Origin of the sequence: Mesorhizobium sp. SEMIA396 (assembly GCF_024518615.1) — a bacterium.
Taxonomy (GTDB): domain Bacteria; phylum Pseudomonadota; class Alphaproteobacteria; order Rhizobiales; family Rhizobiaceae; genus Mesorhizobium.
Map to the genome: position 1 here is coordinate 253,742 of NZ_JANIFC010000011.1, position 26,943 is coordinate 280,684.

Annotated in this window: 27 protein-coding genes; 3 read left to right on the forward strand and 24 right to left on the reverse strand. The window is 63.2% G+C overall.

Annotation, left to right across the window (positions count from 1 at the left end):
* Positions 1–21: 21 nt before the first annotated feature.
* The 8 genes from NP503_RS25370 to NP503_RS25405 all read right to left on the reverse strand — a co-directional run bounded on the left by NP503_RS25370 (position 22) and on the right by NP503_RS25405 (position 8,498).
* Positions 22–858 carry a sulfite exporter TauE/SafE family protein gene (locus NP503_RS25370; RefSeq protein WP_127269265.1) on the reverse strand — a complete coding sequence of 279 codons (837 nt, stop codon included), beginning with the start codon at positions 856–858 and terminating at the stop codon, positions 22–24.
* A gap of 93 nt (positions 859–951) precedes the next feature.
* On the reverse strand, positions 952–1,698 hold the full coding sequence (locus tag NP503_RS25375; protein ID WP_127270367.1) for an SDR family NAD(P)-dependent oxidoreductase: 747 nt from the start codon (positions 1,696–1,698) through the stop codon (positions 952–954).
* Positions 1,699–1,731: 33 nt separating this feature from the next.
* Positions 1,732–2,910 carry a pyridoxamine--pyruvate transaminase gene (gene ppaT, locus NP503_RS25380; RefSeq protein WP_127270366.1) on the reverse strand — a complete coding sequence of 393 codons (1,179 nt, stop codon included), beginning with the start codon at positions 2,908–2,910 and terminating at the stop codon, positions 1,732–1,734.
* A gap of 26 nt (positions 2,911–2,936) precedes the next feature.
* Positions 2,937–3,743, reverse strand: a complete 807-nt coding sequence (locus NP503_RS25385) for a 4-pyridoxolactonase (protein ID WP_127267957.1) — start codon at positions 3,741–3,743, stop codon at positions 2,937–2,939.
* Positions 3,744–3,790: 47 nt separating this feature from the next.
* Positions 3,791–4,726 carry an ABC transporter permease gene (locus NP503_RS25390; RefSeq protein ID WP_127267958.1) on the reverse strand — a complete coding sequence of 312 codons (936 nt, stop codon included), beginning with the start codon at positions 4,724–4,726 and terminating at the stop codon, positions 3,791–3,793.
* Positions 4,727–4,728: 2 nt separating this feature from the next.
* Complete coding sequence (locus NP503_RS25395) at positions 4,729–5,826, reverse strand: ABC transporter permease (RefSeq protein WP_127267959.1); 1,098 nt, start codon at positions 5,824–5,826, stop codon at positions 4,729–4,731.
* Entirely contained in the window at positions 5,823–7,391 is a 1,569-nt protein-coding gene (locus NP503_RS25400; protein WP_127270365.1) for an ABC transporter ATP-binding protein, read from the reverse strand. The genes NP503_RS25395 and NP503_RS25400 overlap by 4 nt, the downstream gene beginning before the upstream one ends.
* A gap of 78 nt (positions 7,392–7,469) precedes the next feature.
* Complete coding sequence (locus NP503_RS25405; RefSeq protein WP_127267961.1) at positions 7,470–8,498, reverse strand: BMP family protein; 1,029 nt, start codon at positions 8,496–8,498, stop codon at positions 7,470–7,472.
* Positions 8,499–8,598: 100 nt separating this feature from the next.
* Between NP503_RS25405 and NP503_RS25410 the strand changes: the two genes are divergently transcribed.
* Positions 8,599–9,024 carry a hypothetical protein gene (locus tag NP503_RS25410; protein WP_127267962.1) on the forward strand — a complete coding sequence of 142 codons (426 nt, stop codon included), beginning with the start codon at positions 8,599–8,601 and terminating at the stop codon, positions 9,022–9,024.
* A 38-nt stretch (positions 9,025–9,062) separates the two neighbouring features.
* Here NP503_RS25410 and NP503_RS25415 read toward each other — a convergent pair whose 3' ends face one another.
* The 10 genes from NP503_RS25415 to NP503_RS25460 form a co-directional block, all read right to left on the reverse strand.
* Entirely contained in the window at positions 9,063–10,073 is a 1,011-nt protein-coding gene (locus tag NP503_RS25415) for an ABC transporter substrate-binding protein (RefSeq protein WP_127267963.1), read from the reverse strand.
* Between the two features lie 39 nt (positions 10,074–10,112).
* The gene (locus NP503_RS25420; RefSeq protein WP_127267964.1) at positions 10,113–10,928 is read right to left on the reverse strand and encodes an ABC transporter permease; all 816 of its coding nucleotides are present in this window, start codon (positions 10,926–10,928) and stop codon (positions 10,113–10,115) included.
* A complete protein-coding gene (locus NP503_RS25425) occupies positions 10,925–11,755 on the reverse strand; it encodes an ABC transporter ATP-binding protein (protein WP_127270364.1) in 831 nt (276 codons plus the stop codon). The genes NP503_RS25420 and NP503_RS25425 overlap by 4 nt, the downstream gene beginning before the upstream one ends.
* Positions 11,745–11,882, reverse strand: a complete 138-nt coding sequence (locus tag NP503_RS25430; RefSeq protein WP_164748745.1) for a hypothetical protein — start codon at positions 11,880–11,882, stop codon at positions 11,745–11,747. Before NP503_RS25430 ends, NP503_RS25425 begins: the two co-directional genes overlap by 11 nt.
* A gap of 3 nt (positions 11,883–11,885) precedes the next feature.
* Positions 11,886–12,815, reverse strand: a complete 930-nt coding sequence (gene fhmpcd1, locus NP503_RS25435; RefSeq protein ID WP_127267702.1) for a 5-formyl-3-hydroxy-2-methylpyridine 4-carboxylate 5-dehydrogenase — start codon at positions 12,813–12,815, stop codon at positions 11,886–11,888.
* Positions 12,815–13,435 carry a glutathione S-transferase family protein gene (locus tag NP503_RS25440; RefSeq protein ID WP_013529861.1) on the reverse strand — a complete coding sequence of 207 codons (621 nt, stop codon included), beginning with the start codon at positions 13,433–13,435 and terminating at the stop codon, positions 12,815–12,817. The genes fhmpcd1 and NP503_RS25440 overlap by 1 nt, the downstream gene beginning before the upstream one ends.
* A 26-nt stretch (positions 13,436–13,461) precedes the next feature.
* Positions 13,462–13,872: a RidA family protein gene (locus tag NP503_RS25445; RefSeq protein WP_127267701.1), complete on the reverse strand. Its 411-nt coding sequence runs from the start codon at positions 13,870–13,872 to the stop codon at positions 13,462–13,464.
* 6 nt (positions 13,873–13,878) lie between these two features.
* A complete protein-coding gene (locus NP503_RS25450) occupies positions 13,879–15,012 on the reverse strand; it encodes an LVIVD repeat-containing protein (RefSeq protein ID WP_127267700.1) in 1,134 nt (377 codons plus the stop codon).
* Between the two features lie 80 nt (positions 15,013–15,092).
* Positions 15,093–16,244: a cupin domain-containing protein gene (locus tag NP503_RS25455; RefSeq protein ID WP_027039500.1), complete on the reverse strand. Its 1,152-nt coding sequence runs from the start codon at positions 16,242–16,244 to the stop codon at positions 15,093–15,095.
* 290 nt (positions 16,245–16,534) lie between these two features.
* A complete protein-coding gene (locus tag NP503_RS25460) occupies positions 16,535–18,163 on the reverse strand; it encodes a GMC family oxidoreductase (RefSeq protein ID WP_127267699.1) in 1,629 nt (542 codons plus the stop codon).
* 204 nt (positions 18,164–18,367) lie between these two features.
* Here NP503_RS25460 and NP503_RS25465 point away from each other — a divergent pair, with 204 nt between their 5' ends.
* Positions 18,368–19,045 (forward strand): FadR/GntR family transcriptional regulator, encoded by a 678-nt coding sequence (locus NP503_RS25465; RefSeq protein WP_127267698.1) that lies wholly within the window; start codon positions 18,368–18,370, stop codon positions 19,043–19,045.
* Positions 19,046–19,088: 43 nt separating this feature from the next.
* Positions 19,089–20,636: a GMC family oxidoreductase gene (locus NP503_RS25470; protein WP_164748746.1), complete on the forward strand. Its 1,548-nt coding sequence runs from the start codon at positions 19,089–19,091 to the stop codon at positions 20,634–20,636.
* A gap of 58 nt (positions 20,637–20,694) precedes the next feature.
* Here NP503_RS25470 and NP503_RS25475 read toward each other — a convergent pair whose 3' ends face one another.
* The 6 genes from NP503_RS25475 to NP503_RS25500 all read right to left on the reverse strand — a co-directional run.
* Positions 20,695–21,447 (reverse strand): GGDEF domain-containing protein, encoded by a 753-nt coding sequence (locus NP503_RS25475; protein ID WP_127267697.1) that lies wholly within the window; start codon positions 21,445–21,447, stop codon positions 20,695–20,697.
* 151 nt (positions 21,448–21,598) lie between these two features.
* Positions 21,599–21,964: a thermonuclease family protein gene (locus tag NP503_RS25480; RefSeq protein WP_245456788.1), complete on the reverse strand. Its 366-nt coding sequence runs from the start codon at positions 21,962–21,964 to the stop codon at positions 21,599–21,601.
* A gap of 372 nt (positions 21,965–22,336) precedes the next feature.
* Positions 22,337–23,536 (reverse strand): ABC transporter substrate-binding protein, encoded by a 1,200-nt coding sequence (locus tag NP503_RS25485; RefSeq protein ID WP_127272575.1) that lies wholly within the window; start codon positions 23,534–23,536, stop codon positions 22,337–22,339.
* A gap of 92 nt (positions 23,537–23,628) precedes the next feature.
* Positions 23,629–24,387 carry a lytic transglycosylase domain-containing protein gene (locus NP503_RS25490; RefSeq protein ID WP_127270683.1) on the reverse strand — a complete coding sequence of 253 codons (759 nt, stop codon included), beginning with the start codon at positions 24,385–24,387 and terminating at the stop codon, positions 23,629–23,631.
* A gap of 26 nt (positions 24,388–24,413) precedes the next feature.
* Entirely contained in the window at positions 24,414–24,785 is a 372-nt protein-coding gene (locus tag NP503_RS25495) for a hypothetical protein (RefSeq protein WP_127270682.1), read from the reverse strand.
* Positions 24,786–24,845: 60 nt separating this feature from the next.
* On the reverse strand, positions 24,846–26,943 hold a 2,098-nt coding region (locus NP503_RS25500), incomplete at its 5' end, for a DUF5801 repeats-in-toxin domain-containing protein (RefSeq protein ID WP_256755008.1).

The following is a 26,943-nucleotide window of genomic DNA, read 5'->3' on the forward strand; positions in this document are numbered from 1 at the left end:
CAGTAGGCCGCTGAACCGGATTCAGGAAAGCAGCATTCGCCCGGCCGTGATCGCCAGGAAGAACGCAAAGGCAAGCTTCAGGTAGCGCGGGTTGAGCGCGTGGGCGAGCTTGGCGCCCAAGGGTGCAAACAGAAAGCTCACCGGCGCTATGATGGCAACCGCCGGCAGGCTGACGTAACCCAGGCTGAGCGGAGGCCTGCCTGCAATTGCGAGACCCGACCAGATGAAGCCGGCCACCGCTGGAAGCGCGATAAGCAGGCCAAGCGCCGACGATGTGCCGACGGCCCGGTGCACCGGAAAGGAGAAGCTGGAAAGCGTCGGCACCGACAATGTGCCGCCGCCAATCCCCATGAGCGAAGAGACAAAGCCGATCACAGCAGCGATCGCGCGGTTGATCCAGCCGCTTTTCGGCAGGTGATCGGAGATCACGAGGTGCTTCGGCAACGCCATGTTGACGGCCACCAGCAGGCCGACGACGCCGAAGACCAGCCGCAAGCCGGCGCCCGGGATGAATTTCGACATGATGCCACCGACGAGGGCACCGACGAAAATGGCCGGGCCCCACAGATTGAGCAGAGGCCGATCAACGTTGCCGCGCCTGTTGTGTGACCGCATCGATGAGATCGAGGTGGGGATAATGACCGCAAGCGACGTCGCCACCGCCAGATGGCTGATCACATCAGGAGAAAACTGGAACAGGCTAAGCACCCAGAACAGCACCGGGACGATGACGATACCGCCACCGACTCCCAGCAGGCCAGCCAGCACGCCGGACGCCACGCCGGTCATGGCCAGGCCGGCGACCAGCATTGCAATCGTCAGCTCGTCGAAAACCGACGTGTCGAATCCGAAGTCCACTATGATTTCCCTTTGATGGCCGCGCCCGTCCGCTGCAGCAACCCCGATGCAGGTCGTTCCGAAATGCGTAACAGTTTTTGGGATGCGCTTTGGCTAGTGGCGCACCATCCCGGCGTCGACATTGAGCGTCTGGCCGGTGATCCAGCGCGCATCGTCGGAGGCCAGGAACGAGACCACGTCCGCGATATGTTCCGGCTGCCCTTTGCCTTTCATCGCCTGAAGCATCTCGACGAAGCCGAACGCCTCGTTGTGCGGGCTCGCCTTGACGCCGTCGCTCTCGATCAGGCCGGGCGTCACCGCATTGGCGGTGATGTTGTATTTGCCAAGCTCGGTGGCGAGCGCCCTGGTGAAGCCGATGACGCCACCCTTGGCCGCGACATAGGCAGCCATGTTCGGCGTGCCGGCAAAGAAGGTGTTGGATGCGATGCTGATTACCCGTCCGGCCTTCCCCGCCGCACGCATCTGGTCCGTACCGGCACGGCTGACGATAAAAGTGCCGGTCAAATTGACGTCGATGATCTTGCGCCAATGGTCGAGATCGACATCGTCCCAGGCGACGAACGGCACGATGCTGGCATTGTTGACCAGGATGTCGATGCCCCCGGTCAGGGCCTGGATTTCTCCGAAGAGTGCCTTGACGGATGCCGGATCGGAAATGTCGGCGGCGATCGCCCTCGCCTTTCCGCCTATCGCCGCGGCCGCCGCCCCGGCGCCTTCGGCATTGATGTCGCTGACGATGACGGTTGCCCCGTCGGCGGCAAGCCGCGCTGCGATCGCCTTGCCGATACCCTGCGCGGCGCCTGTAACCAGGGCCGTCTTTCCCGCAAGCCGTTCAGTCATGAAAATGCTCCCTCAATCCGTGGTGATGTCTGTTCAGGCGTCGGCGTCGATCACGGCCAGCGCCGCGTCGATGCCCCTGCCGATCGCCAGTTTCTGGCCGGCCGCATTCATGGCGCCGCCCAGTGCCGTCAGCGCCGCGATCGCATAGATCGGCTGGGCGGTCGGTCCCATATGGCCGATGCGCGTCAGCTTTCCCAAGGTCTCGCCGCGCCCCGACGAAAACACCACGCCGTAACGGGCGCGCGCGGCCTGGCGAAGCGCCTTCTCGTCGAAACCTTCGGGCGTGCGGACAGCGGTCGTGGTCGGCGACGCGATGCTGTCGCTGGCAGCCCAGATCGACAGGCCCATCGCGGCAACGCCAGCGCGCATGGCCTTGGCGGTGAGTGCATGGCGCGCCCACACCGCCTCCGGTCCCTCATTGAGGTAGAGGTCGAGCGCGACATCGAGCCCGTTGATCTCCGAGACCGACGGCGTAAATGGAAACGGCTTGTCCCGCGACCACGCATGCTCCCAGTCGACGATGCTCAGCATCGACGCGCGCGGCGCCAGGGGATTGGCCTTCATCTTGGCCCAGGCCCGCTCGCTGACACCCATCATCGTCAGGCCGGGAGGCGCGCCCAGGCATTTGTTCGGGCCGGTGACATAGATATCGGCCTTGCAATCCCCGGGATGCGTCTTCATGCCGCCAAAGGACGAGACGGCATCGACGATGAGATAGCCGCCATGCGCTGAAACCAGCGCACCGATGGCGTCGATCGGATTGATGGTGCCGGACGGCGTGTCGTGGTGGCAGACGGAAACGACGGTGATCTCCGGATGCGCCTTCAGCATTGCCTCGACCTCCTGCGGATCGATCGCCTCGTTATAGGGCACCTCGATCTCGAGCAGATGTGGCGAATAACGCTTCGCCCAATAGCCGAACCCCTTGCCGTAAACGCCTGAGGCAAGGTTGAGCACGACATCGTCCGGCGTGATCAGCGAGGCCGCGGCGGCCTCCAGGCCAAGCACCGGCTCGCCATGCAGGATGACCGGCTTGTTCGACAGCCGCATCGCCTTTTGCGCCTTGTCGACCACACCTTCGTAGAAAAGCTGGAACGCCGGGTCGTAGTCGTAGAGCACCGTGCGCCCGAGGCCGCGCAGCACTTCGGCATAGGCGTTCACCGGCCCCGCGGTCAGGGTGATGACCGGATCGGCATGTTCGAGATAACGCATCGTCTTGGTCTCCGGATTGGCGGGGGTCAGCCGTAGAATTGCGTGCCGGTCCTGTAGGTCTTGAAGTTGTCCATGTCGTGCGAGTACATCAGCTCGGCGCCATGGTCCTCGGCAAGTTTCTTCACCTTGCGCATCGAATTGACGCCCGCCACCGGGTCGATGTGGAAGGCCGCCTGGCACAGCGTTTCAAGGCTCTTCTGCGTATAGGCCGCGTCGATCGTGAACATGATCGGCTTGCGCTTGGGGAACTCGACCAGCAGGCTGTAATGGCCGATCGAATGGCCGGGCGTCGAGATCAGCCGGACGCCCCTGGCAAGCTCGACGTCGCCATCGATGCCTTCAAAGGTCGAGTTCGCCCGTGTCGTTCCCGCAAGCAATTGCCCGGTCGCGCCACGCGCTTCGGCAGCCTCCGCCGAAAAGCTCAGATCGGAATAGCCGAGATGTTCGAAGGGCTGCGGATCGCACGCCTGCGGCACCTCGGTCCGGTGACAGATCTTCTTGGCATGCGGAAAATACTTGTTGCCGCCGCAATGATCGAAGTGGAAATGCGAATTGACGACGACGTCGATGTCCTTCGGTTCGAGGCCGAGCAGCGCCAGGGCGCCGGGGATGGTCTGGTGCTTTTCCTGGATCGGCTTTTCGAACGGCAGCACCTTCATCACGTGATCGTAGTCGTAGCCGGTGTCGATGAGGAACCGGCCCTCGGCATGCTCGATCAGGATCGAATAGACCGGGAAGCGCACTTCGCCGCCAGGGCCGCGATTCCAGAACACATGATAGCCGTCGAGAACGAGCGAGCCGCCATCGAGCAGGTAGACCTTGGTATCCGACATTCTTGCCTCCTTTATTGGCGCGGGTCCCATCCGCGCATGAATTGTCCTCAGCGCGCGCCGCGCTCGTATGGAATGCCGAGCGCCGCCGGCAGGCTCGCGCGCCGGCCGAACAGCACCAGCATGATCATCACCGCCAGGAACGGCAGCATCTGGATGATGTCGGTCGGTATGTTGATCCCGGCCACCTGCATGGCCGTCGTCAGCGACAGGCAGACACCGAACAGCAACGCACCGAACAGCACCCAGATCGGGCGACCGCGCGCCAGCATGGCCAGCACGATGCCGAGAAAGCCCGCGCCATTGGTGATGAACGGAATGAACAGCCCAGCCCCGACATTGGCGAGATAGGCGCCGCCGAGCCCAGCCAGCGCTCCGGTCGTCAACACGGCGATGGTGCGGGTCCGCACGACATCGATGCCGGCGACATCGAGCGCGGCCGGCTTGTCGCCTGCCGCCTGCAAATTGAGGCCGAGTTGCGTGCGCCGATAGAGGTAGCTCATGCCGAAAACCAGCGCGACCGCCAGATAGACGATCAGATGATGCTTGAAGAATGCAGGCCCGATGACCGGGATGTCCGAAAGCAGCGGAATGACGGTCGCATCCGCCGCGGGCAGGCGCGGGTAGCTGCGTGAGAACTGGAAATGGTGGAGCAGTGCCGTCAGGCCCTCGAGCCCCAAGGTCAGCGCGATGCCGATGACGATCTGGTTCAGCCCGATGCGCACGCAAAGCAGCGCCATGACAAGCGCCACCGCAGCACCCCCGGCGGCACCGGTGAGAAAACCCAGCCACAGCGACCCGGAATAGAAAGCGCCGACAAAGCCGAGATAGGCGCCGGCCAGCATCATGCCTTCGATGCCGATATTGAGCACGCCCGCCTTCTCGGAGATCTGCTCGCCGAGCCCGGCAAGCAGCAGCGGGATCGCCGCGGTGACGGCGCCGAACAGGAGCGCGCTGAGAAAGACTTCGCTGAACAGCCCGGTCATGCCTAGGCCCTCCGCGACTGGTTGTATCGGTGATCGAAATATTCGGCGAGCGCGAGCACGATCAGCACGATGGAAACCAGCACCAGAGTGAAATGATTGGGCACGCCGAGCCGGCGCGCCGCGCTCTCGCCGCCGATCGAAAGCACCGAGAGCAGGAACACGAAGCCGATTGCCGCAAAGCCGTTCATGCGGGCGAGAAACACGGCGGGAATCACGGCAAGCCCATAGGCGGGATTCCAGTCGGCGCGGACATTGCCCTGGACGCCGATGATGTCGACGGCGCCGGCAAGCCCGGCCAGCCCGGCCGAAATGGCGAAGACGGCGACGGTCAGGCCGGGGACACCGAGTCCCGAGTGAACCGCCGCGCGTGGATTGGCGCCGACGATCCTCAGCTTCAGCCCGAACGCCGTGCGCGTCATCACCAGATGCACGATGACGATCGCCGCCAGCCCAAGCAGCAAGCCGCTGGTGATGGTCGTTTCGAACAGGCGCGGCAACCGGTCTTCCACCGGCAGCGTACGGGTCTGCGGCACGGTCGTGTTGGGGTCGCGAAACGCCAGCTTGACCAGCACATTGGCGAGCGAGGTGCCGAGGAACGTCATCATCAGCGTGGTGATGATCTCGTTGACGCCCTGATAGGCACGCAGCAGGGCCGGCACCAGCGACCAGATCATCGCCACCACCATGGCGATGAGGAACGAGCAGACCAGCGCCAGCCAGGCTGGCATGACCTGCACGAACATAGGAGCGCTGGCCGCCGCCGTCACCGCGCCGAGCAGGAACTGGCCGTCGCCGCCGAGATTCCACATGCCGGCGCGAAAGGCCACGATCAGGCCGGCGGCAAGAAACAGCAGCGGCGCCATGCGCGTCAGCGTCTGCTGGATGCCGAGCGGCGAGAACAGTCCTTTCTCCAGCACGAAGCCGTAGTAGGCGAGCGGGTCGACGCCGACCGCAAGCAGGATACAGCCGGCTATGACGAGAGCGATGAGGATCGGGCCGAGCGTCATCAGCAGCCGATGCGCGATGTCGCGGCGCGTCCTTGCCCCGCTCGTGGCATCGAGTGCGGTGGCACTGACCGTGGGTGCGGTGTCGATGCTCATGCGGCAAGTCCGATCATCAGGCGACCGACCTTGGTGCGGGCATCGTCGGCATTCTCGACGGTGCCGACCAAAGCTCCGTCGGCGATGACGGCGATGCGGTCGCACATGCCAAGCAATTCCTCGAGGTCGGTGGAGATCAGCAGCACCGCAAGGCCACGCGCCGCCGTGTCGCGAATGCGCTGGCGCGACGCCAAAGTGTTGGCGAGATCGAGCCCGTAGGTCGGCTTGTTGAAGATCACCACCTTGGCGCCCTCAGCCAGTTCCCGTGCCAGAAGCACCTTCTGGATGTTGCCGCCGGACAGCCGCGCGACAGGCGTCTTCAGGCTCGGCGTACGCACGTCATATTCGCGCACGAGCTGGGCGGCGCGCTTGTCGATCTCCGCGCGCTGCTCGACGCCGTTGCGCCAGAACGGGGCCGCGCCGACCTGCTTGAGGAAGAAGTTGATCGAGACCGGGAAGGTTCCGACAGTGCCCTCGCCCAGCCGGTCGTCGGTCAGGTAGCGAAGGCCGCGCCGGCGGCGCTCGCCGACGCTCAGCGTCTCGATGGCGGCGCCGTCCAGCCGTATCGAGCCGCCGGCAGCTGTACGCTGGCCGGCCAGCGCTTCCGCCAGTTGCTTCTGGCCGTTGCCGTCGATGCCGGCAATGCCCAGGATCTCGCCCGGGCGGATGTCGAAGGAGATCGACGACAGGCCCGGCGCATTGTCCGTCGGCGCGACCGCCAGATCTGCGACCTGAAGCAGCGGGGCCGCTTCTGCTCGGGCAGTGCGGACCGGACGCTCGACGGCTTCCGGATCATCCTTCTGCTTGCCGAACATCAATTCCACGATCTCCGAGACGATCTCCTGTTCGCCCAGCGCGCGAAACCGCTCGGGCGGGATCTCGCCGACCTTGCGGCCGAGCTTCAGCACCGAGATGCGATCGCCGAAGGCAGCCGCCTCCTTGAGCTTGTGGGTGATGAAGACGATCGCCAGGCCCTGCTCGACAAGGCGGCGCATCAGTGCGCCGAGTTCGTCGATGCCTTTCGGCGTCAGCATGGAGGTGGACTCGTCAAGGATGAGCAGCCGGCTGTTGCGCAGCATCGCGCGCAGAATCTCGACCTGCTGCTGCTCGCCGAGCGACAACTCCGATACCTTGGCTTGAAGCTTGACGGTGATGCCGAGCGTGCCGGTGATCTCGGCGACGCGCGCCGCCAGTTCCTCGGTCCTGGGGCGCTGCCACCACGGCCCGCCAAGCAGGAGATTTTCCGCCACCGTCAGCGTCGGCACCAGCATCATGTGCTGGAATACAGTGCCGATGCCGAGTGTCAGCGCATGGCGCGGCGAGGTGATCGGCGTCGGTTTGCCGTCGACCAGTATGCGTCCTTCGTCCGGCTGCTGCAGGCCGGACAACATGCCGATCAGTGTCGATTTTCCAGCGCCGTTCTCGCCCAATAGCACATGCACTTCGCCCGGGCGGATCGACAGGTCGACGCTGTCATTGGCAACGATGCCGGGGAACCGTTTGGTCACGCCTTCAAGCGCGACGATGTCGCGCCCTGCAACGGACGATGAAGAAAAACCGCTCATGAAAGCCCAGCACCAAAAAAACGGGAATCGTCCGGAGGGGTGAACGGATCACCCCTCCGGCAGCCGGCCGTGATCGCCTTACTGGGCGACGCTGGTCATCAATGCCCTGACGGCGGCCGCGTCATAGACCGGCTCAACCTTGATCTTGCCGGAAATGACGTCCTCGCGCAGCGCCTGGATTTCCGTCCAGGCATTGTCCGGGATCGCAGCGGTCTTCAGCAGCTTGACCGAGTCGTCCTTGAGGCCGATCGTATAGTGTTTGGTGCCGAACGTGTCGGCCTTCAGGTCGGCAATCATCGCCGCATAGACCGGCTCGATGTTCCACACCACCGACGACAGCAGGAAGCCCTTGTCGATCGGTGACTTGTCGCCGATGACGTCGATGAAATAGACCTTGCCGCCATCGGCTGCCTTGGTCGTCTCGACCGCCTGCAGCATGCCGAAGCTCGAACCGTTGCCTTGGCCGAAGATGATGTCGGCACCCGATGCGATCACGCTTTCGGTGACGCGCTTGCCGCCGGCCGCGTCGCTGTAGGCGGCAGGGCCGATCACCGCATAGGTGATCTTGACGTCAGGGTTTTCCGCCTTCACGCCTTGTGCGAACGCCGCCGACTGCGAATTCCACGATGGCGGTTCGCCCGAGACGACGATGCCGACCGACTTGGAACGCGACACCTTGGCGGCGAGACGGCCGGCCAGATAGGCACCCTCGTGGCCGCTCAGCGTATAGTCGGCGACGAGGCCCTTCTCCAAGCCGGCTGGCGTGTCGACGATCGCCACCGGAACTTTCAGTTCCTTGGCGATTTCGGGCGCCGAGGTGTTGTAGCCGCTGGCATGCGCGATCAACAGGCTGGCGCCGTCGGAGGCAAGTTCCCGCAAGGTCGGACGAACGTCGCCATAGCCGAGGCCCTGGGCCACGACCACTTCGACGCCGGCGGCCTTGCCCGCCGCCTTGGCGGCGTCGATGCCTTGCTGGTTCCAGCCATAGTCCGTGCCTTCTTCGGGCGTCAGGATGGCGATCGACTTGACCTCGCCGGCAAGCGCGCCGCTCATCAAGACACCGGTCAATATAGCTGCACTTACACTGCTCTTAAGAAACTTTAACATGTTACCCTCTCTGTTGTTTTACCAATCAATATTCTTATTGTTATTGCGCAAAAGCGAGATAGACTGCCTAGGAAAAATTACATTATGGAGCTCAGGCAAAGTGAAGATCCGTTATGGCCTTCCGGTGATGCTGGCGTTGTCGTCCTTCGCCAACGCGGTTGAGTTGCACCATGTCACCGTCCGCACCGGCACTGACGGGCTCGACATGGTTCCGTTGACGATTTCGAATGCGGGCAGCGAAAGCCTCTCCTGCAACGCCGACTTCGCCCACTGGTATTCAGCCGGGATCGCAACGGTCGAGCCGGGCAAGAAGACCCGCGTCGAGCTCTGGTTCGATGCGAAGACCGGCACGTTCACGATCCTCAACGACAAACGCGAGAACCTGCCCGTCGAGCGGCTGTGGTGCGGTCTGGCGAGCCGCGCATATGCCACCCGCGTGCAGGTCACGCTCGACCGCACCGATGCGGCGAAAGGCGAGCGTGATGTGTCCTGCGGCATCGCGCGGGACAGCCTGGTCTGCCGGTAGGCGGTCATCGGGCTTTCCGTTCGAACACCGCGCGCCCCTTATTCTTTTGCCAGGAATGCGTCGGTGAAGACGTCGTCCGCCGACAGAGCCGTCTTGAGCACCCCCTGGTCCGTCAGCGTCTTCAGGGTCTCCTCCCACTGCGTCTTCGTCATCCAGCCAAGACCGTGTTCCTTTGTGTCGGGGCTGCTGAACGTCGAGGCGATGTCGGCGTTGATCTGCGCCAGCAGTACATCCTTTTTCTCCGCATAGCCGGGCGCGGCCTTGGCCGTGATCTCGGCGGCCTCTTCCGGATGAGCCACGACATAGTCGAAGGCCTCCCTGTATGCCTTGACGAAGCGGCGTACGACGTCCGGCTTGTCCTTGATCATCGCCTGCGAGGTGAACAGGCCCGAGCCATAGGCTTTCCACCCATGGTCCGCCCCCATCATGATGCTGAGCGAGCCGGGGCCTCCGGCCTTCGCTTCCAGCTCGGGAACCTCCGCATCGATATAGCCGACGACCGTCTGAACCCGGCCAAGCAGCAAATAGCTTTCATAGGGAGGCGAGACGCTGTTCAGCGTCATGTCCTTTTCGGTCAGGCCGTTGGCGGCCAGGAAACCCTTGAAGAAGATGTAGGTGGAGCCGGCCGGATGAATGCCGATGGTCAGTCCCTTGAGGTCGGACGGCTTGGTGAGCTTCAGCGTCTTGGCCAGCGAAATGATCCCCAGCGGCGAGTGCTGGTTGACAGCCGCCAGCGCCACGACCGGGACATTCTGCGACCGTGCGACGGCAAGCGTGGGAAGATCGCCGAACCCGAAATCCGCGTTCTCATTACCCACCAGCCGCATCGCGTCCGGCGAGCCGGACCCCTTGCGGATCTCGGCCACATCGATGTCGTTCTTGGCGAAGAAGCCCTTTTCCTTGCCGACGAAGAACATGGCGTGATTGCCGCGCACCACCCAGTCGAGCTGGACGTTGACCTTGTCGGCCGCCAGAGCCGCGCTGGAGAAGCCGAGTGCGCCGACAAAAGCTGCCAAGGTAGCTGCCTTGATAAGTGACCGTCTCAGCATGTTTTGTTCCCCTTTATGAATTTGGTTGATCGAGTGGGCCTAGGACTGGCTGAATTTCGGCGCCCACGGCACCACGATGCGTTCGAGGATTTCGGCGGCGTAGTAGAAGGCGATGCCAAGCACGGAAACGAGCAGCAGCGCTGCGAAGACCAGCGCCGTGTCGAGCTGGGTCGAAGCGAACTGGATGACGTAGCCGAGACCGTCCGACGCCCCGGCAAATTCGCCGACGATGGCGCCGATCACGCTCAACGTGGCGGCGATCTTGGTTCCGGCCATAAGGTTCGGCAGCGAGTGCGGAACGCGGATCCTGAACAGGATCTGCGTCTGGCTGGCCCCGACCGAATTCATCAGCGACAGCAGCGAGCGATCGACCGATTGCATGCCGGCCAGCATGGAGAGCGTCACCGGGAAGAACGCAATGACCAGGATGAGGCCGATCTTGGGCGCCAGCCCATAGCCGAACCAGAGGATGAAGATCGGCGCCAGCGCGACTTTCGGCACGTTCTGGAACAGCACCACCAGCGGATACAGCGCGCGTCCCAACCAATCGAAGCGCACGATGACCAGCGCAATGGCAATGCCGACCACGACCGAGACCAGGAAGCCGAACAGGATCTCGCCCGCCGTCACCAGCGTCGCCTGCATCAGCGTGCCCCATTGCGCGACCAGCGACTTCGCGATCTCGGAAGGGGCGGGAATGATGAAAGCGGATATGGCAAAGATCCGCACGGCCGCTTCCCACAGCACGATCGTCACCAGCAGGAGGATGACCGCCGGCAGCCAACTGCCGGTCGCCGCACTCCAGCTGGAGGCGAGGCGCGGCTCGGAAAGGTCCGTGATGGGTTGGTCGCTCAAGACGCGCCTCCCGGTTGATGGCTGGAGCGCAGCATCGTTCGCAACTGGACCACCAGCCTGACGAACTCCGGATCTTCGGTGACCGACAGGTCGCGCGGATAAGGCAGCGCAATGTCGAGGCTCTCGGTGATCCGCCCCGGCTTGATCCCTAGCACGTGAACATGGCGCGACAGATGGATGGCCTCGTCGATGGAATGGGTGACGAGCACGATCGTCTTGCCGGTACGCTGCCAGATCTCCAGCAGCGACTGGCCCATCGAATCGCGGGTGATGGCGTCGAGCGCGCCGAACGGTTCGTCCATCAGCAGGACCGCCGGGTCGAGCGCCAGGGCCCGTGCGATGGCAACCCGCTGCCGCATGCCACCCGACAGCTCGTTTGGCCGCTTGTGGGCGCTGTCGCCCAGCCCGACCAATTCCAGCATCTCCTGCCCGCGCGCCCGCAGATCCGAGCGCGACAGCGATTTGTCGGCGATGCCGAGCAGCAGCGAGGCATTGTCGACGGCGTTTTTCCAGGGGAGCAGGTTGGCGTCCTGGAAGACGAGGCCGATCATCCGCTTGCGCGCAGCCTCGATCGGCGCGAGCCCGGCGATCGAAACGCTGCCCTGGGTCGGCTGCACCAGCCCGGCCAGCACCTTGAGCAAAGTGCTCTTGCCGCAGCCGGAAGGGCCGATAAGGGAAACGAACGATCCCTTTGGCACCGAAAGATCGATGTTCCTGAGGATCAGCTGCCGGGCGATGACCACCGAAACGCCTTTGGCGGAGATCAGATCGTCATGGCGGATATGGGCCGGCCTGTCGCCGGCGGCTCGGATGGTTTCAATGCGCATGGCTTGCCGCCCCGCGTGCTGTTTTCTGCCGCACCCGCACCATCTTGATGGCGAAGGCGCCCTTCACACAAACAGCCGACCGGTGGAACTCCTCGAACCGGCCTGCCCTCTGCGCACCATGTGACATTGGCTACTCCCGGCCTTCCAGGATGCGCCGCACCGCGACGAGCTTGCGCGCCCGTTCACCTTGCAGCGCTTTTGTCTGCTCGGGCGTGTAGGCAAACATGCCCTCGCCCGACTTGATGCCGAACTTCGACGCGGCCGTCTTCTCCAGCACCATCGGCGCGACATCGTCACGGTTGGAGAGATCGGCATTCAGGAAGGACGAGACGGATTTGTAGATATCCAGCCCCGCCATATCGAGCAGCGCCATCGGGCCGATGACGGCAATCTTGTAGCCGATGCCCCAGGATACGCAGGTGTCGAGGTCTTCCGGCTCGATGACGCCGCGCTCGACAAGATCGACCGCCTCGCGCAGCAGCGCATAGAGCACGCGGTTCTCGACGAAGCCTGGAACGTCCTTCTTCACCACCACCGGCAGCAGGCCGATCGAGCGGATGAGATCGCGGATAACAGTCACGGTTTCAGGCGCGGTCTTTTCGCCGCCGATCACCTCGATCATCGGGATGATGTGCGGCGGGTTCGACCAGTGCATGCCGACCATCCGCTCGGGTTGCGAGATATGCGCCTGCAGCTTGGTGATCGGGATGCCCGACGTGTCGGAGGCGACGATGACAGACGGGCCGATCAGCGGATCGATGTCGCGATAGGTCTGCGCCTTGATGTCGATATTCTCGGGCACGTTCTCGATCACCAGTTCGGCGCCATCGACGGCCTCGGCGATCGTCTCGACGAAACGCACGCTGCCGGCGCCAGTCCCGGGCGCCTTGATGTCGAGACGGTCGAGCACGCCGCCGGCGAGATCGAGCATGCCGCGGGCGCGCTCGATTGCCCCTGGCGAAACATCATACGCCGTCACATCGAGCCCGCCGCGCGAAAGCCGCGCGGCGATGCCTGGACCCATCGTTCCCAGTCCGATGAGAGCGGCGCGCTTGATCATCATGCCGCCTTTGCGGGAGCAGCAGTGGTTGCCGCCTTGAAAGCCGGCCGGGCGGCGATTGCGGCCACCCAGCGCTCCAGATTGGGCATCGACGGCCGGTCGATCTTGAAGTCGACGCAGCGCTTCAGGATCGGCGCGCAGGCAATGTCTGCAAGGGTCAGCTTGCCGAGCGCCAGGAAGTCCTTGCCGGCCAGGTGGCCGTCGACGATCTTGAGCTGCGCGACAAGGTCCTTCACTTGTTCCTTGTATTCGGCGGTCTGTTCTTCGGGCGTGAGCTTGGCGCCCTTGAAGGCCGCCAGGTAGCCCGGATTGACCGCAGCCAGCAGGAAGTCCATCCAGCGCTCGACCTCGGTCTTTTCGGCCGGCGTGGCGCCATTCAACTGTTCGCCGCCGAATGCCGCGAGATAGCGCAGGATGGTGTTGGACTCCCAGATCACGGTGTCGCCGTCGACCAGCGTCGGCACCTTGGAGGTCGGGTTGAGCGCCTTGTATTCCGCCGTCTGCGTGTTCTCGAACTGGCGGCCATAATCCTCGCGCTTGTAGGAGGCCCCCAGCTCTTCGAGCATGAAGAGCACCTTCTGGACGTTGCCTGATGTCTGGCGGCCTAACAGCTTGTACATGTCGTCTCCTCGCTAGTGTCCAAGGCCTACTTGCTCGCCGGCAGCGGCTTGTAGACGATGGCGTCCATTTCGATCTTGGTGTTGATGACGGCCTTTGCCTCGACGGTCGTGCGTGCCAGAACGGCGTCGCCGATCCCTTCGAGGAACGCCTTGTTGTAGCGGCCGAAATCGCGCGTATCCTCGAGATAGGTGGTGATCCGCACGACATCCGACAGCGTCGCGCCTTCATGCGCGATGACGCGTGCAATGGTCTTCAGCGTCGCCAGCGTCTCTTCCTCGATCGTGCCGCTGATCACGTTGTTGTTCTCGTCCTTCGGCACCTGGCCCGAGACGAAGATGAAATCGCCCGCACGCACCGCCGGATGAAACGGCAGGTTCGGGTTCTTGTTGCCGATGGCGTAGTGGCTGGCGGATTTTCGCGTGCTGTCGCTCAACATACCCCCCTAGAGAACGCTGGTTTCGATGATGTCGACGCCGCGGATGCGATCGATCAGGTAGACGATGCCGCGGTCGTCGATGGTCACGTCGTTGGACGAGGAACGCTCCGCCCCCTCCGGCGCGTCGGGCATGAAATGGCCGACTTCCTTTGGCGCGAACGGATCGGCGATGTCGACGAGGCGCAGCCCCTGCGCGAACCATGCAAACGGAATGACGGTTCCATTGAACCGCTCGGAGGGCTGGTGGCAGCCGGTCATCGGCGGTTGCGGCGCGCCATCCGGGTCGAGGCCCGGCACCTGGAAGGTCGAGATCGGCAACGGGTTGGTCTCGTCGGTGATGTCGTAGATCCAGGTGAAGGCCGGCGGCGAAGGTCGCAGTTTGGCGACATCCTCGTCCGCCACCACCATGATGTTGCGGCCCTTCAGCAACTGCGGGATCGGCAGGCAGGTGTGGGTGGGATGCGGAAAGCTCGGGCTCGAATTGACGTGCGAGACCAGTTTCGGCTTGGTGATGTCCGAAATGTCGAGGATGAACAGGCCGTGATGCCAGTAGCTGACATAGAGCCGGTCGCCCATGCGCAGCGGATGGTGGCAACGCGGCGTGACATAGTCATGCCACGGGTATTCTTCGCCGCCACCCGTCCACTGGCCGGGTATCCACCAGCGTCCGACCTCGACCGGCTGTGCCGGATCGATCAGGTCGAGGATCATCACGATGTTGCCGACATAACCGTCGGCGGTCGGCGAGATGTAGACGTAACGGCCGTCGAAGTCGTAGCGGTGGACGCCCTTGCCGCCGGTTATCCATTTCGAGATGAGCTTGGGCTGCGCCGGCTTGGTTGTGTCGTAAAGCGCCAGTCCGCCGCCGAAATCGGCCGGGCCGGCATCGCCAAAGCGCTCGTGGTTGATGATCATCAGCCCATCCTTGGCGCGCACCTTGTGCGAGTGCCAGCCGGGCGGAACATCGATCGTGGCTATCTTGCGCGGATTGCGCGGGTCGGAAATATCGACCAGCGTCGTGCCGCTCGGCGGCCGCATGTGGCCGATATAAAGGATGTTGCCATCGACCCAGACCTGGCCGCCGCCTGGACAGTCGACATGGCCGATCTGCTTGGTGTTGAACGCCGAAACCAAATGCATACACCCTTGCTGCTGAAGCGTCGTTTTCGATGTCCACGCCGCCAATCGCGGCGGGACAGTGCTTGCCGAAGGACCGGAAACTAGACGAGGCGGAGCAGATCGCCGGCCTGGTTGCGGCCCCAGCGCTTGTAGAGGAGCAGCGCCTTCTGCGTCGGCGCATCAGTGGCGCCGAAGAAGATCACCGGCTCGCTCGACGAGCCGTTGACATGCTCGACCCAGGAACCGCCAGGTATGGCGATGGTGTCGAACTGGTTCCAGTCATAACGTTTGCCGTCGATGATCGAATGGCCGTTGCCGCGGAACGGCGCCAAGAGCAGGCTGGCGGTCTCGCGCTGCGGCAAGGTCTTCTCGCCGGGGCGCAGCATCTGCACGTAGAAATTGATGGTGTGGAAGACGGGTCCGCCGGTGGTCGGATCGACATAGTCGATGACGATGCCTTCATGGGGGTCGCCATCCCAATCCTTGTGGGCGTCGAGGACCGCTTCCATCTTCTCCCAGCGATAGACATACATCGGCGACGACAGGCCGCCGCCGCGCTTGTGGTCGACGAAACGCGGCATCAGGCCACCCTCGCCATAGATGCGCTGTGAGTAGTCACCGGGATAGCGGGCGGTCTGCACCTTCTTCTCGACTTCCTTGCCATCGACCATCTCGGTGTATTTGTGGTCGAAATGGACGGCATGCAGCGTTTCGACCAGCGGCAAGTCGAGCACCGACAGGTTGACCGCCTGCTCGCCGCCGACGGTGCCATGATTGTGCCAGGCGTCGTTGGGCGTCAGCACCATGTCGCCCGGGCCAAAAACCACGTCTTCGCCCTCGACGCCGGTGAAATTGCCCTTGCCGGTCAGGCCGAAGCGGATGGCGCTCGGCGAGTGCTTGTGCGGCGGCATGATCTCGTCGGGATCGTTCAGGCGGTAGGCGGTGTACATGGTGCTGACCGATGCACGCTTGGGCGCAAGACCGGGATTGACCAGGATCAGCGAACGGCGCTCACTGTCGTCCATGGTCACCAGTTCGGCGGCGCGCTGCAGCAGCGGCTCGATGTCCGAATAGGACCACACGAAGGGAACGGCCTTCGACGTCGCCATCAGCTGCTTGATCTCGTCATGGTCGACGCCTTCCGACGTCGCCCAGAACGGAAACATGTTCTTTGCGTAGAGGGCGTCATAGAGGCCCTTGAGTGCTGCCTTCTTGTTGGTGAGCACATCGTTAGCTGGTTGCGCCAGGGACATATCGGACACCTCTCGTCACGAAGAAAATACTTCTAACCAACTCAACCGTATTCGCATTGGTTTTGCTCGACAATAGCCAAATTGCGAATTTTATAAGTTTTTGGTTGAGGTGCATTTTTGGAAGGCAAATGCCCAAAAATAGGCAGAATAGCCTAGAAATGCGCGAGATACGGCTCGCAATCAGGGCGTGGAACCGCTTCGCCACGGCCATGCGGAAGCGCATGACAGTCCAACCAACGCAGTTTTTCAGTCTCAACCAAAAGACTTTGGTTGTATTCCGGCCGCCTCTATCAGGCCGCCACGCTCTGTTGAGCGCGGCTGCGGATCAGATCCGCGGCCTTTTCGGCGATCATGATGACCGCCGCATTGATGTTACCACAGACGAGGTCGGGCATGACCGAGGCGTCCACGACACGAAGTCCGGCGATGCCGCGCACCCGCAATTCCGGATCGACCACCGATGCCGCATCGACGCCCATGCGGCACGTGCCGGCCGGATGATGCACGGTGATCGAGGTCTTGCGGATATGCTCGTCGATCTCTTCGTCGCTCTCGCATTTCGGGCCGGGAAAGAACTCCGCGCCAACGAACGGAGCCATGGACGGCTGGCTGGCAAGGTTGCGCGCAACGCGAAAGCCGGCGCGAAGCGATTGCCAGTCGCTCTGCGAGGACAGGAAGTTCTGGTGGATCAGCGGCGCAGCGACCGGATCGCTCGACGCCAGCTTGACGCTGCCGCGGCTCTCCGGCTGCACCGCAACGATACGGGTCGCAAAGCCGTCGGCGAACGGCGCCTTGAACGGCGACATGTAAGGCCATGCCCCCAGCGGTGCAGCGGTGAAAAGCAGCTGCACGTCCGGCAGCGGCCGGCTTGCGTCGCTCTTCAGGAATGCCACGACGCCGCCAGGCACATCTCCCGAAAAGCCCTTTCCGGTGAGATAGGTCTTGACGAAATCCAGCCCGATACGATCGGCCCGCATCATCTTGAGAAACGGTCCCGGCTGTTTGCGCCGATACATCAGGATGACCGAAACATGGTCCTGCAAATTCTTTCCGACCTGCGCACGATCGACCTTCGTCTCGATGCCATGCGCCGCGAGCTCACCGCCGTCGCCTATGCCTGACAGCATCATCAGCTGCGGCGTGTTGATGACGCCGCCGGCAAGCAGGACTTCGCGCCGCGCCAGAACTTCATGGCTCGCCCCGCCTCTGGTGTAGGCAATGCCCGCCGCGCGCCCATCCCTGAGCAGGATCTTCGTCGCCATCGCGCCGGTCAGCACCTTGACATTGCCGCGGCGCATGGCCGGCCGCAGATAGGCGGTCGCGGTCGAGCAGCGGCGGCCGTTGGCGATCGTCATCTGCAGCCGGCCGAAGCCTTCCTGTATGGCGCCGTTATAGTCGTCGGTCTGCGGGTATCCGGCATCACGGCTGGCTGTGGCGAAGGCATCGATCAGTTCGTCCTTGTACCGGCAGAACTGGGTGTTCAGCGGCCCGCTGCCACCACGGTACCGGCTTTCCCCCGCTTCCCAGCGCTCCTGCTTCTTGAAGTAGGGCAGCACCTTGTCGAACGACCAATCCGTCAGGCCGCTTGCCGCCCAGCGATCGTAGTCGCCGCGATTGCCGCGCACATAAGCCATGGCGTTGGTGGAGGAAGAGCCGCCGATGACCTTGCCGCGCGCGCATTCGACCTTGCGCCCGCCGACATTGGCCTCGGGCTCGCAGAAATACATCCAGTCGTGGCGGCGCTCGGTCAGTATCTTGCCCCAGCCGAGCGGGATGTGGATCATCGGATCGCGGTCCCAATCCCCCGCCTCCAGCAGAAGCACCGATACGGCAGGGTCCTCGCTCAGCCGGTTCGCCAGCACGCAGCCGGCCGATCCCGCACCGACAATGACGTAGTCAAAGGTTTCGCCAGCCGGCATGCGTGATCCTCGGGAGAAAGACGGTCCGCCGCGATGGCAACCGTCGACATGGGCAGTCAACCATCGCGCAACTAGTGTTGTCAACCATTGCGTACAGTTGTAGATTGGTTGAATTGGTTGAGTGCCGTCGAACAGGTTTTCGTGTCACAATATGATGTCGGGACGTTGAGTCGGCGGTCTGCCGATCGGACAGGAGATTTGGTTTTGAGCGCATTCGAGCCGCAGGTCGGACCATCGGATCTCGACGACATCATCGCCGCGGTCCGCCAGTTGCAGCAGGGCGGCGGCAAGCTTCCGTCCGAGCGCGATCTTGCGCAACATCTGAGCGTCAAGCGCCATCAGCTTCGCAAGGCGCTTGAAGTGCTGCGCCTTTCGGGCGACCTCAAACCGGCGCGCGCCAGGCGGGCGCCGACCGCCCTTCCGAGATATGGCGAGGAACTGGTCAGGGTAACCAATCCGATCGAGGTCCTGGAATTGCGCCTGATCATGGAGCCGGGCCTTGCCCGACTGGCGTCGCTGCGCGCCTCCTCTTTCGAGACGGCGCGGATCCTCGACGCGGCAACCACGCCGGAGAACGCCCCGTCGGGTGAGGTCGACTTCGCTTTCCATCTCGCGATCGTTGCCGCGGCCCGCAACCATCTCGCCGCGGAATTCTACAAGATGCTGCGCCAGGTCGGCGTCGATGCGCGGGTGAAAGTTGCGCGCACCGCAGCCCCCACCTGCCCCAAGCGGATCGCCCACCGCGACGGCGAGCATCGCCTGATCGCCGAAGCGATCTCGCAGCGCGATCCCGAAGCGGCAGAGGCCGCAATGCGCACGCACCTTTTGTCCGTGCAGAGACAGATCATGGAACGGTCGAATGCCGGCGCCTTTGCCGCGTGATCGTATCAGCTTCCGATAGTGAGCCTGTGCGGGGAATTTCAAATTGAAACGTCATTTCGACGTGCTGGTGATCGGTGCGGGATCCGCCGGCTCGGTTGTTGCCAGCCGGCTCAGTGAAGACCGGTCGTGCCAGGTCGGCCTCGTCGAGGCCGGGGCGATGCCGGCCGATCCCGACATCGCCGATCCGCTGAAATGGACGATGCTTCAGGGCCGCGCCTACGACTGGAGCTACCGGACCGTGCCCCAGCCCTTCACCGCCAACCGCGTCCATGAATGGCCGCGCGGCAGGATCGTCGGCGGCTCGAGCTGCCTGCATGCAATGGCCTATGTCCGCGGCCATGCCGATGATTTCGAACCCTGGGCGCAAGCTGGCGGCGAGCGCTGGTCCTATCGGGGGTTGTTGCCGGGCTTCATCCGCAGCGAAGCCTTCACTGCCTTCGACGGGCCGACACGCGGCATGAGTGGCCCGCTGGACGTCTATCTGCCGGACGCCGAAGTCAGTCCGGTCGTGCGGGCCTACATCGCCGCCGGGCGCGCCATGGGTGCTCCCGCCCTGAGCGACCACAACAGCGGCGAACTGGTCGGCACTAGTCCCAATTCACTCAACATACGTGACGGCAAGCGCCTGAGCGTCGCCGACGCCTATCTGTCGTCGCAGGTCATGGCGCGGCCGAACCTGACCTTGCTTGCCGGCCACGAGGTCGAGCACCTGGTGCTGGACGGCCACAAGATCACGGGCGTGAGCGTGGTGTGCGGGGGCCAGACCGGAACGCTCTGCGCCGACCGGATCGTCCTTTGCGCCGGCGCAGTATCCACGCCGCTCATCCTCATGCGGTCGGGCATTGGCTGTCCCGATACGCTGAAGCAAGCTGACATACGTTGCCTTGCCGATCGCGACGATGTCGGCCGCAACCTGCAGGATCATCTGCTGGCTCTCGGCAATGTCTACAGCACGAAGAAGCCGGTGCCGCCTTCCCGCCTGCAGCACTCCGAATCGCTGATGTACCTGCACAGCGATGACCCGACCCGCTCCACGGGAAGTCCCGATATCGTGCTGGCCTGCGTCGTCGCGCCGTCGGCGGCCGAGGGCCTGAAGACCCCGCTTTATGGCTCGGCCTTTACCATCCTGTGCGGCGTCACTCATCCAACAAGCCGCGGGCGCATCACACCGAGCGGGCCTGGTCGCAATGACAAGCCGGTCATCGACCCGCATTACCTCGAAACCGAACACGATCGCGCGACATTCAGGATGGCGTTGAAGCGGGCGCGCATGGTCGGCCATCATGCGGCTCTGGGCGAATGGCGCGATATGGAGATCCTGCCAGGCGCACCGGTTCAGTCCGATGCCGAACTCGATGCTTTCATCGCCAGGGCTGCTTCCACCCATCACCATCCGGCCGGCACGTGCCGGATGGGTCGTGACACTGAGGCCGTCGTCGATCCTGACTTGCGGCTGAACGGCTTCGACAATGCCTTTGTCGTAGACGCCTCGGTGATGCCGGCGATCCCGAGCGGACCGATCAACGCCGCGATCGTCGCCATCGCCGAAACCTGGGCGGCGTCTTCACGGGCTACCCCGTCCTCAGCGTAACCGCGGCCGCGTCCGACAGTTCCCCTGGGTTCCGAATGGCTCTGGCTCCCAGCGATTGTCAGCTATGGAGATGCGTCAGTTCAAACGCGGCTCCGTCCTGGACGCCGGCCATGCGCTGCTCGGCGGACCGGAACATGTCCGCGAACTCCACCTGGTTTTCGAACACCACGCCGCCGACCTTGACGGTCAGGGCATCCTCGGTCCCTTTTGGCGCGAAATAGACTTGCGCGATGCGCGCCCGGATACGCTCGCCGATTTCCCTGGCTTCTGCTTCGGTCGCGCCGGCGAGGAAAACCCCGAACATCGACGTCCCCATGCGTCCAACCAGATCCTCCGCACGCACCGACGATTGTATGGTCGAGGCTATGAGCCGCAAGGCCTGATCGCCCCATTCAAGACCAAAGCGCAGGTTGATGGACCGCAGATGTTCCGAATGGATGACCAGGAAGGCGCCCGATTTCGGCCCCGGTACCGACGGCCGTGCCGTTCTTTTTTCGACCATCGACGTGAAGACCGCTCCGTTCAGGCAGCCGGTCATGGTGTCGAAGGTTGCCGACTTGTCGAGTTCCCGGCGATAGCGACGAAGCTCGATCCGTTTTAATCCAACGAACAGAAAAAGCGGAACGCCAAGGACAACGGGCAACAGGATTGCCGTGATCATGCTGCGCCCAAATGGCGTCAGCGCCTCGGAGAACAGGAGCAGATAATTGAGGCCGACGGAAACGCCCAGGATTGCAGCGGTTCCCAGAAAGGTCAGCAAAGCGACGCTTTTCCATGCCTGGTCGGTGGTGCTCGCCATAGTCTTTATCACTGGCCGATCTCCTGTGGTTGGGCTGGTATAAGGCCGGTGTGTTGCAATTTCAGTTTCAAGGAAGCTTGCAATTTAATCGATTGCGTGATGACCCCATCAAGGCTGCGCCCGTGGCGGTTAACAAACAAAACATCAGGGAATGAATGGCAGGCTATTGCGCCGGGCCGAATATGCCCATCTCAGCCTTTCGGGCTGTCGCCTCCGCCTTGCCGTAGATGCCGCTCGGCAGCGCCGTGGCCCAGCCGTTGGAGACAAGCCAGGCGCCGACATCCTGCTTGCCCAGCCTGCACGGTGCGGCGACGGCAAAACGCTCGACGTCCGGCGGTACGAAACAGTGCAGCGCGCGTCCCCTCAACCAGGAATTGAAAACGGCGCGTGCGCGAAGGCCGCAAGGCCAGGTGACGTCATGAAACGAGCAGGAGCTGTCGAGATCGATGCCCCGCACTCCGCTGATGACCACCTTGCGGCCCATGGCTTCGAACATCGCCGACGATGTGGCAATCGGGCGGTAGAGCAAGACCTCCCGCCAATCCCCGGGCATTGGCGTTTTCGGGGGCACGGCGAGACCGAGCTCGCTGAGTGGCGGACGGGGCTCGGCCCTTTCGATCTCAGCGGGATCAAGCCGTGGCGGAGCGATCAGGTCTTGAGCAACCTTGCGCGCCGGCTCCAGGCGTTGTGCGTCGGCAACCGGGGCAACCGGCCGGATAGGCCGGGTATCGCCAACATCCGGCGACGGGGCACGGACAGGCCGATCGACCGAAAGCAACGCCCCGCCTTGAATGATCAGCAGTATCCCGGCCAGAAGCAGGATGCTTCCGAGTGCGATCGCCAAGCGGCTGCGGCCCCGCCTGCCCATCAGCTTGAACAGGATCTCGGGGATTTGCGCCGGTCAGAAACCCGACGTCGATTTGGCAACCAGCTTGAGCGCACCTTTTTCAATCCGATAGAACGGCATCGAGCGTTGGCTGGATCCGTCGGCCCGAAACCGGAACAGGCCGGTCGAGCCACGAAAGCCGTTTGGATTTTCGAGAACTTTCTTGCTGAAGCCATCAGGCCCGACCGCGCTGGCAATCCCTGCCGTCAAGGCAACCATATCATAGGCATAGGCCACATTGACGTCGGCCGGATAGTTGTATGTCGTCCTGAAGCGGTCGGCGATCGGCCCGGTTTCACTTGGATCGAGCGTGGCGATAAACGCCCCCTCGAAGAGCGGATCCATGGGGTGCTCCAGCCAACGGTTCGTTCCGACGACGGAGATGGTCTTTCCCGGAATGCCCTTCGATTTGAGGGCGGCAAGGATGGGCGCCGGACTGCCATTGCCGCTGGCGACAATGACGGCGTCGGGGGCGTCCACGAGTGAGCCCATTTCGTCGATCGCCTTCGCGCCACCGTCGCCGGCAGAATATCGGAGAGTGACCGCGAGCGCCGCGCCGTAGATGCTGAGGCTGTTTGCGACCCGCTTCTCCATGGCGCCGGCGTTTGGATTGTCCGCGACAAGCAGTACGAACTTCTTGCTGCCTTTCGCGGCCAGTCCCGCGGCGCCGGCTGCGGCGCTGTCGGCTTCGCCAAGGAGCACGGCATAGACCCCGGCGCCGCCGGCGAAATTGTCGGCAAGCGCCAGAACCGGTGGCCGCTTCGATCCCGAAAGCGTGGCAATATGCTGGGCTGCCGGCAGCTCGGTCGGGCCAATGACGACTTTCGATCCCGTCGTAATGGCCGTTACCGCCAGTTTGCTGGCCTGCGCGCTGTCGCCCTTGGTGTCCTCTATCGTCAGCGTCAGCAATCCGTTGCCGATATCCGTCATCGCCAGCTTGGTCGCATCGAGCATCTTCCTGCCGTTTTCCCCGGCCGTTCCGGGGGCGGACAGCGGCAGCAGCATCGTGACTTTGGTCGAACCGGTACCCAGCGACTGGGTCGCCTGGACGGGACCGCCACCGGCGGCGCCGTTCTGCCCGGCAGGCGCGGCAATCGTCGCCGGATCGAGCACTTCGGACACGCCGCCCTTCGACTGGCAGCCCGACACGATCGCGGCGAGCGCCAAGGCGATTGCCCATGTCCGCGGACAGTGGACCTGTCGGCCAGCTTCCATGAATGCTCCACCCCTATGTGCCGCCGGATATTGTTCCCGGTCTGGTCTTCAACGCATGTTACGGCGGACTTGCAGTGCCGTCTGTAGTTCTTTTAGCCGCCGAAGAGCCTGCCTCTGAGCGCCCTGATCTGCCTTGCTTGCCCGGCACTTCGATAGTCGGCGCATTTCATGTATCGCGGCCCCGGCACGAACACGCGGCGCACGCAAACGCCCTTTGCCTGGGCAGGGGCTCCGCCCTCTCCGCCCGGCGAAAATGCGGAAAAGCCGAACGTCGCCACCGGCAAAGGCCCGGTCACTTCAAAGCCTTCCCTTGCCAGGATTGCCCGCGCACGCTGGCAGTAGCGGACCGAAAGGGCCGAGAACCGGCTTTCATTGTGCCCGGCGCGATATTTCATGACGGTGGTGCACAGATCGCCCGCGGCGAGCCTGTTGGCCTGTGCAAGATATTTGACCCCCAGCGCGATGTTGGCCGCCGGCGCGCTCAGATCGTCCAGGGAACCTCGAAAGCCGAGCATTCTGGCCGTCGCCGGCATCACCTGCATCAGGCCGACTTCGCCGTCGCCGCCTTGCACGTCGGGATCGAAGCCGCTTTCGATCTCCATCACCGCATGCGCCAGCATCGGCTCCAGGCCATAGATCGATGCCTGGCAACTCGCAAATGCCTTGAAAGCCTGCCGGGTCCACTCCGTGGCCGGATCACAGCGCACCGGTTGCTTCAGTCCGGACGAAAGCTGTGGTTTCACGGATGGTCGTTCCAGCCAGTTGGCACTGGCCGGCGTGACCGTTTGGACAAAGCCAAACAACACGATCGCACCCGCGACCGCCTTCAGGAAGGATCCGTCGGCTGTCATGATGGCCAACAGGCGTGGCTATCCGGTCAGTGCATGTACTCGACCATGCGATCGTGAAAACACTCGCATTTGTTGAGGTAGTCTTCGTCCTTGTAGTTCGTCTTCAGGTAGCCATAGGCCTTGCCGCAAGCGACCTTGGCCTCCGACGCCCAGACGAAGACGGGCCGCGACGAGTTGATCCACTCCGAGCTGTTGGCGACGGCAACCGACTCGTCCATCAACTTCACAACCTCCTGCTTCAGATCGACGATGTTGTCGTTCAGCACCAGGTTGGAGGTGCCGACGACACGGCAATAGTCGCCCGTCGGACCGTCGATGATGTCGGCGGCATACCCCGTCGACCCGACTGCCAGCAACAGCGTCGCAGCGGAAACAAGCAGTCTTGCAGAACGTTTCATATTGAGCTCCCCTAGATATTAGCGACGTATAACATAGTCGCGTGGTTGTGCGCTATGGCGTTACACCACGTTTGCCGTTGTCTGATGCTGGGTTATGCCATCGTCGTAGAGCAGCGTGATCGTGTTGGCCGCGGGGTGGTTCGTGAGTTCCGCCACTTGGACAAAATTGGCCGGATCTCCCGATCCGCTCGTGTCGACACTCAGCACGCCGGTCCCTGCGTCGTAATTCACGAAGTCGCCGATGTCGCCGCCGCCAGGAGCCGTGTCGAACAGCGCGGTCAGATCGATCTTGTCGCCCTCGCCACCATTGAAGTCGGTGATGAGATCTTTGATGTCGAGATGATCGAGCTTGAACGTGTCGGCACCAGTGCCTCCGGTAAGCGTGTCTTGGCCGAAGCCGCCGACGAGAGTATCGCTGCCGCCTCCGCCGTTCAGTGTGTCGGCGCCAAGACCGCCTGCGAGATAATTGTCGCCGGCGTTTCCAGACAGGTAGTCATTGCCCGAGCCGCCGATCAATCCCTCAATACCCGAGAGAGTGTCACCGGTGGCATCGCCGCCGCCGATCGTACCAGGCCCCGGATTGGTGAATGTCACCGGCGCCCCGGATGCATGTCCGTCGTCGGCCAGATGGATCGAAACCGCCGCCACACTGCCCGTATAGTCGGCAATGTCGGTTCCGGCACCGCCCGAGATCGTATCGGCATGCGTGCTGCCGGCGATAACGTCGTTGACCGTTCCGGCAAAGCCGGGAAGGGTGAAGTTGCCGGAACCGTCGCCTGCGACCACGTGGATGCTCACAGGCTGCGTCGCGGTCGTATCGCCATCATGGTCTGTCGCAGAGACCAGGAACTGCAGGTTCAAGTCGGACGGCAGGATGTTCTGCGATATGTCGACGGCCGCCAACCTCATTTTCGCATCGGCATTGCCGGTTATCGAAATCACGTTGAAATCGATCGTCGGGTCGATGATGAGATGTCCATTCACCACCGTCGCCGTTCCATTCTGGGTCTGGTTGGTGACGGAATTGGTCGCCGTCCATGAGACCGAACCAGAGCCATTGTTCACATTGAAATCGAGACTGCCTATGAACTTCGGATTGAGAGTCGGCGCGTCATTGCCGGCTGTCGCGGAGGTGTGGAACTCCATGGTGAAGTTTTCATTGGGGTCGATGAACTGGTTGTCAACGCCGAAGCCTTGCGTGGAAGAGTTGACGCCGTTGCCGTTACCGGTGAATTCGATCAGGCCGTTCGGAGTTTCGAGGAACGGCGTCGGACCACCCGGGCTCAGCCCTGTGAGCGTCTGCGTGACGGTCGTGGCGGCCTGCGGCGTGACGAGATCGAACTCATAGGTGCCATCCGGCCTTACCGTCAGGGAGAACACTTCGGTCACGCCCGAATTCCCGTGAAGGACCGTTGTGCCATCCGCCGCGGTCGTCGTGCTGTAGGTGATCCCGGTGATCGCAGGTCCGGTGATGTTGAAATGATCGAGGCCATCGGCACCCGCCGCCAGCGAGAAGACCCCTGAGACCGATCCAACCTCATTTGGCATTGTGCCCGAGGTGAAGGAATTTAGCGTCGGGCCGTCATCGAGGAAGGTCAGGTTCTGGCCGATGTTGAGCGTCGCAGCCGAGCTGTCGCCGTCCTTGTCGGTGATCGTTGCCGTCAGCGTCACCAGATTGTCGGCATTCAGGCTGACCGGCTCGTTCGGGTTGGCCGTCGGATGGACGACCGCACGCTGCTGGTCGAGCGTCACATTGCCCGACGCATCGGTGGTGACCGTGAACACGATCGCGCCGCCAATACCCGCACGGCCAACCACCTGGCCGGCTTCGAGGCTCAGCACCACGGCCTGGCCGCTCGCCGTGTCGACCAGACCGGTCGCTCCGGCATTGAAGCCAAGCGCATAGGTGATCGCACCAGCGCCGTCGGCGCCATAGCTCGACGTGAAGGCACCGGCGAAGCTCTGCGTGTCGTTGGTCGCGAGGACCGTCTCGTCGACCGTCAGCGAGTTGCTGGCGCCAGGCGCAGAGATCGTCGGGCCGTCATCGAGGAAGGTCAGGTTCTGGCCGATGTTGAGCGTCGCAGCCGAGCTGTCGCCGTCCTTGTCGGTGATCGTTGCCGTCAGCGTCACCAGATTGTCGGCATTCAGGCTGACCGGC

Coding starts and splice junctions, on each gene's coding strand:
- NP503_RS25455 (WP_027039500.1), bottom strand. CDS start 16,244: ATGTCCCTGGCGCAACCAGCTAACGATGTGCTCACCAACAAGAAGGCA.
- NP503_RS25485 (WP_127272575.1), bottom strand. CDS start 23,536: ATGGAAGCTGGCCGACAGGTCCACTGTCCGCGGACATGGGCAATCGCC.
- NP503_RS25460 (WP_127267699.1), bottom strand. CDS start 18,163: ATGCCGGCTGGCGAAACCTTTGACTACGTCATTGTCGGTGCGGGATCG.
- ppaT (WP_127270366.1), bottom strand. CDS start 2,910: ATGCGTTATCTCGAACATGCCGATCCGGTCATCACCCTGACCGCGGGG.
- NP503_RS25415 (WP_127267963.1), bottom strand. CDS start 10,073: ATGCTGAGACGGTCACTTATCAAGGCAGCTACCTTGGCAGCTTTTGTC.
- fhmpcd1 (WP_127267702.1), bottom strand. CDS start 12,815: ATGATCAAGCGCGCCGCTCTCATCGGACTGGGAACGATGGGTCCAGGC.
- NP503_RS25430 (WP_164748745.1), bottom strand. CDS start 11,882: ATGTCACATGGTGCGCAGAGGGCAGGCCGGTTCGAGGAGTTCCACCGG.
- NP503_RS25495 (WP_127270682.1), bottom strand. CDS start 24,785: ATGAAACGTTCTGCAAGACTGCTTGTTTCCGCTGCGACGCTGTTGCTG.
- NP503_RS25375 (WP_127270367.1), bottom strand. CDS start 1,698: ATGACTGAACGGCTTGCGGGAAAGACGGCCCTGGTTACAGGCGCCGCG.
- NP503_RS25395 (WP_127267959.1), bottom strand. CDS start 5,826: ATGAGCATCGACACCGCACCCACGGTCAGTGCCACCGCACTCGATGCC.
- NP503_RS25450 (WP_127267700.1), bottom strand. CDS start 15,012: ATGCATTTGGTTTCGGCGTTCAACACCAAGCAGATCGGCCATGTCGAC.
- NP503_RS25390 (WP_127267958.1), bottom strand. CDS start 4,726: ATGACCGGGCTGTTCAGCGAAGTCTTTCTCAGCGCGCTCCTGTTCGGC.
- NP503_RS25400 (WP_127270365.1), bottom strand. CDS start 7,391: ATGAGCGGTTTTTCTTCATCGTCCGTTGCAGGGCGCGACATCGTCGCG.
- NP503_RS25445 (WP_127267701.1), bottom strand. CDS start 13,872: ATGTTGAGCGACAGCACGCGAAAATCCGCCAGCCACTACGCCATCGGC.
- NP503_RS25385 (WP_127267957.1), bottom strand. CDS start 3,743: ATGTCGGATACCAAGGTCTACCTGCTCGATGGCGGCTCGCTCGTTCTC.
- NP503_RS25425 (WP_127270364.1), bottom strand. CDS start 11,755: ATGCGCATTGAAACCATCCGAGCCGCCGGCGACAGGCCGGCCCATATC.
- NP503_RS25405 (WP_127267961.1), bottom strand. CDS start 8,498: ATGTTAAAGTTTCTTAAGAGCAGTGTAAGTGCAGCTATATTGACCGGT.
- NP503_RS25440 (WP_013529861.1), bottom strand. CDS start 13,435: ATGTACAAGCTGTTAGGCCGCCAGACATCAGGCAACGTCCAGAAGGTG.
- NP503_RS25490 (WP_127270683.1), bottom strand. CDS start 24,387: ATGACAGCCGACGGATCCTTCCTGAAGGCGGTCGCGGGTGCGATCGTG.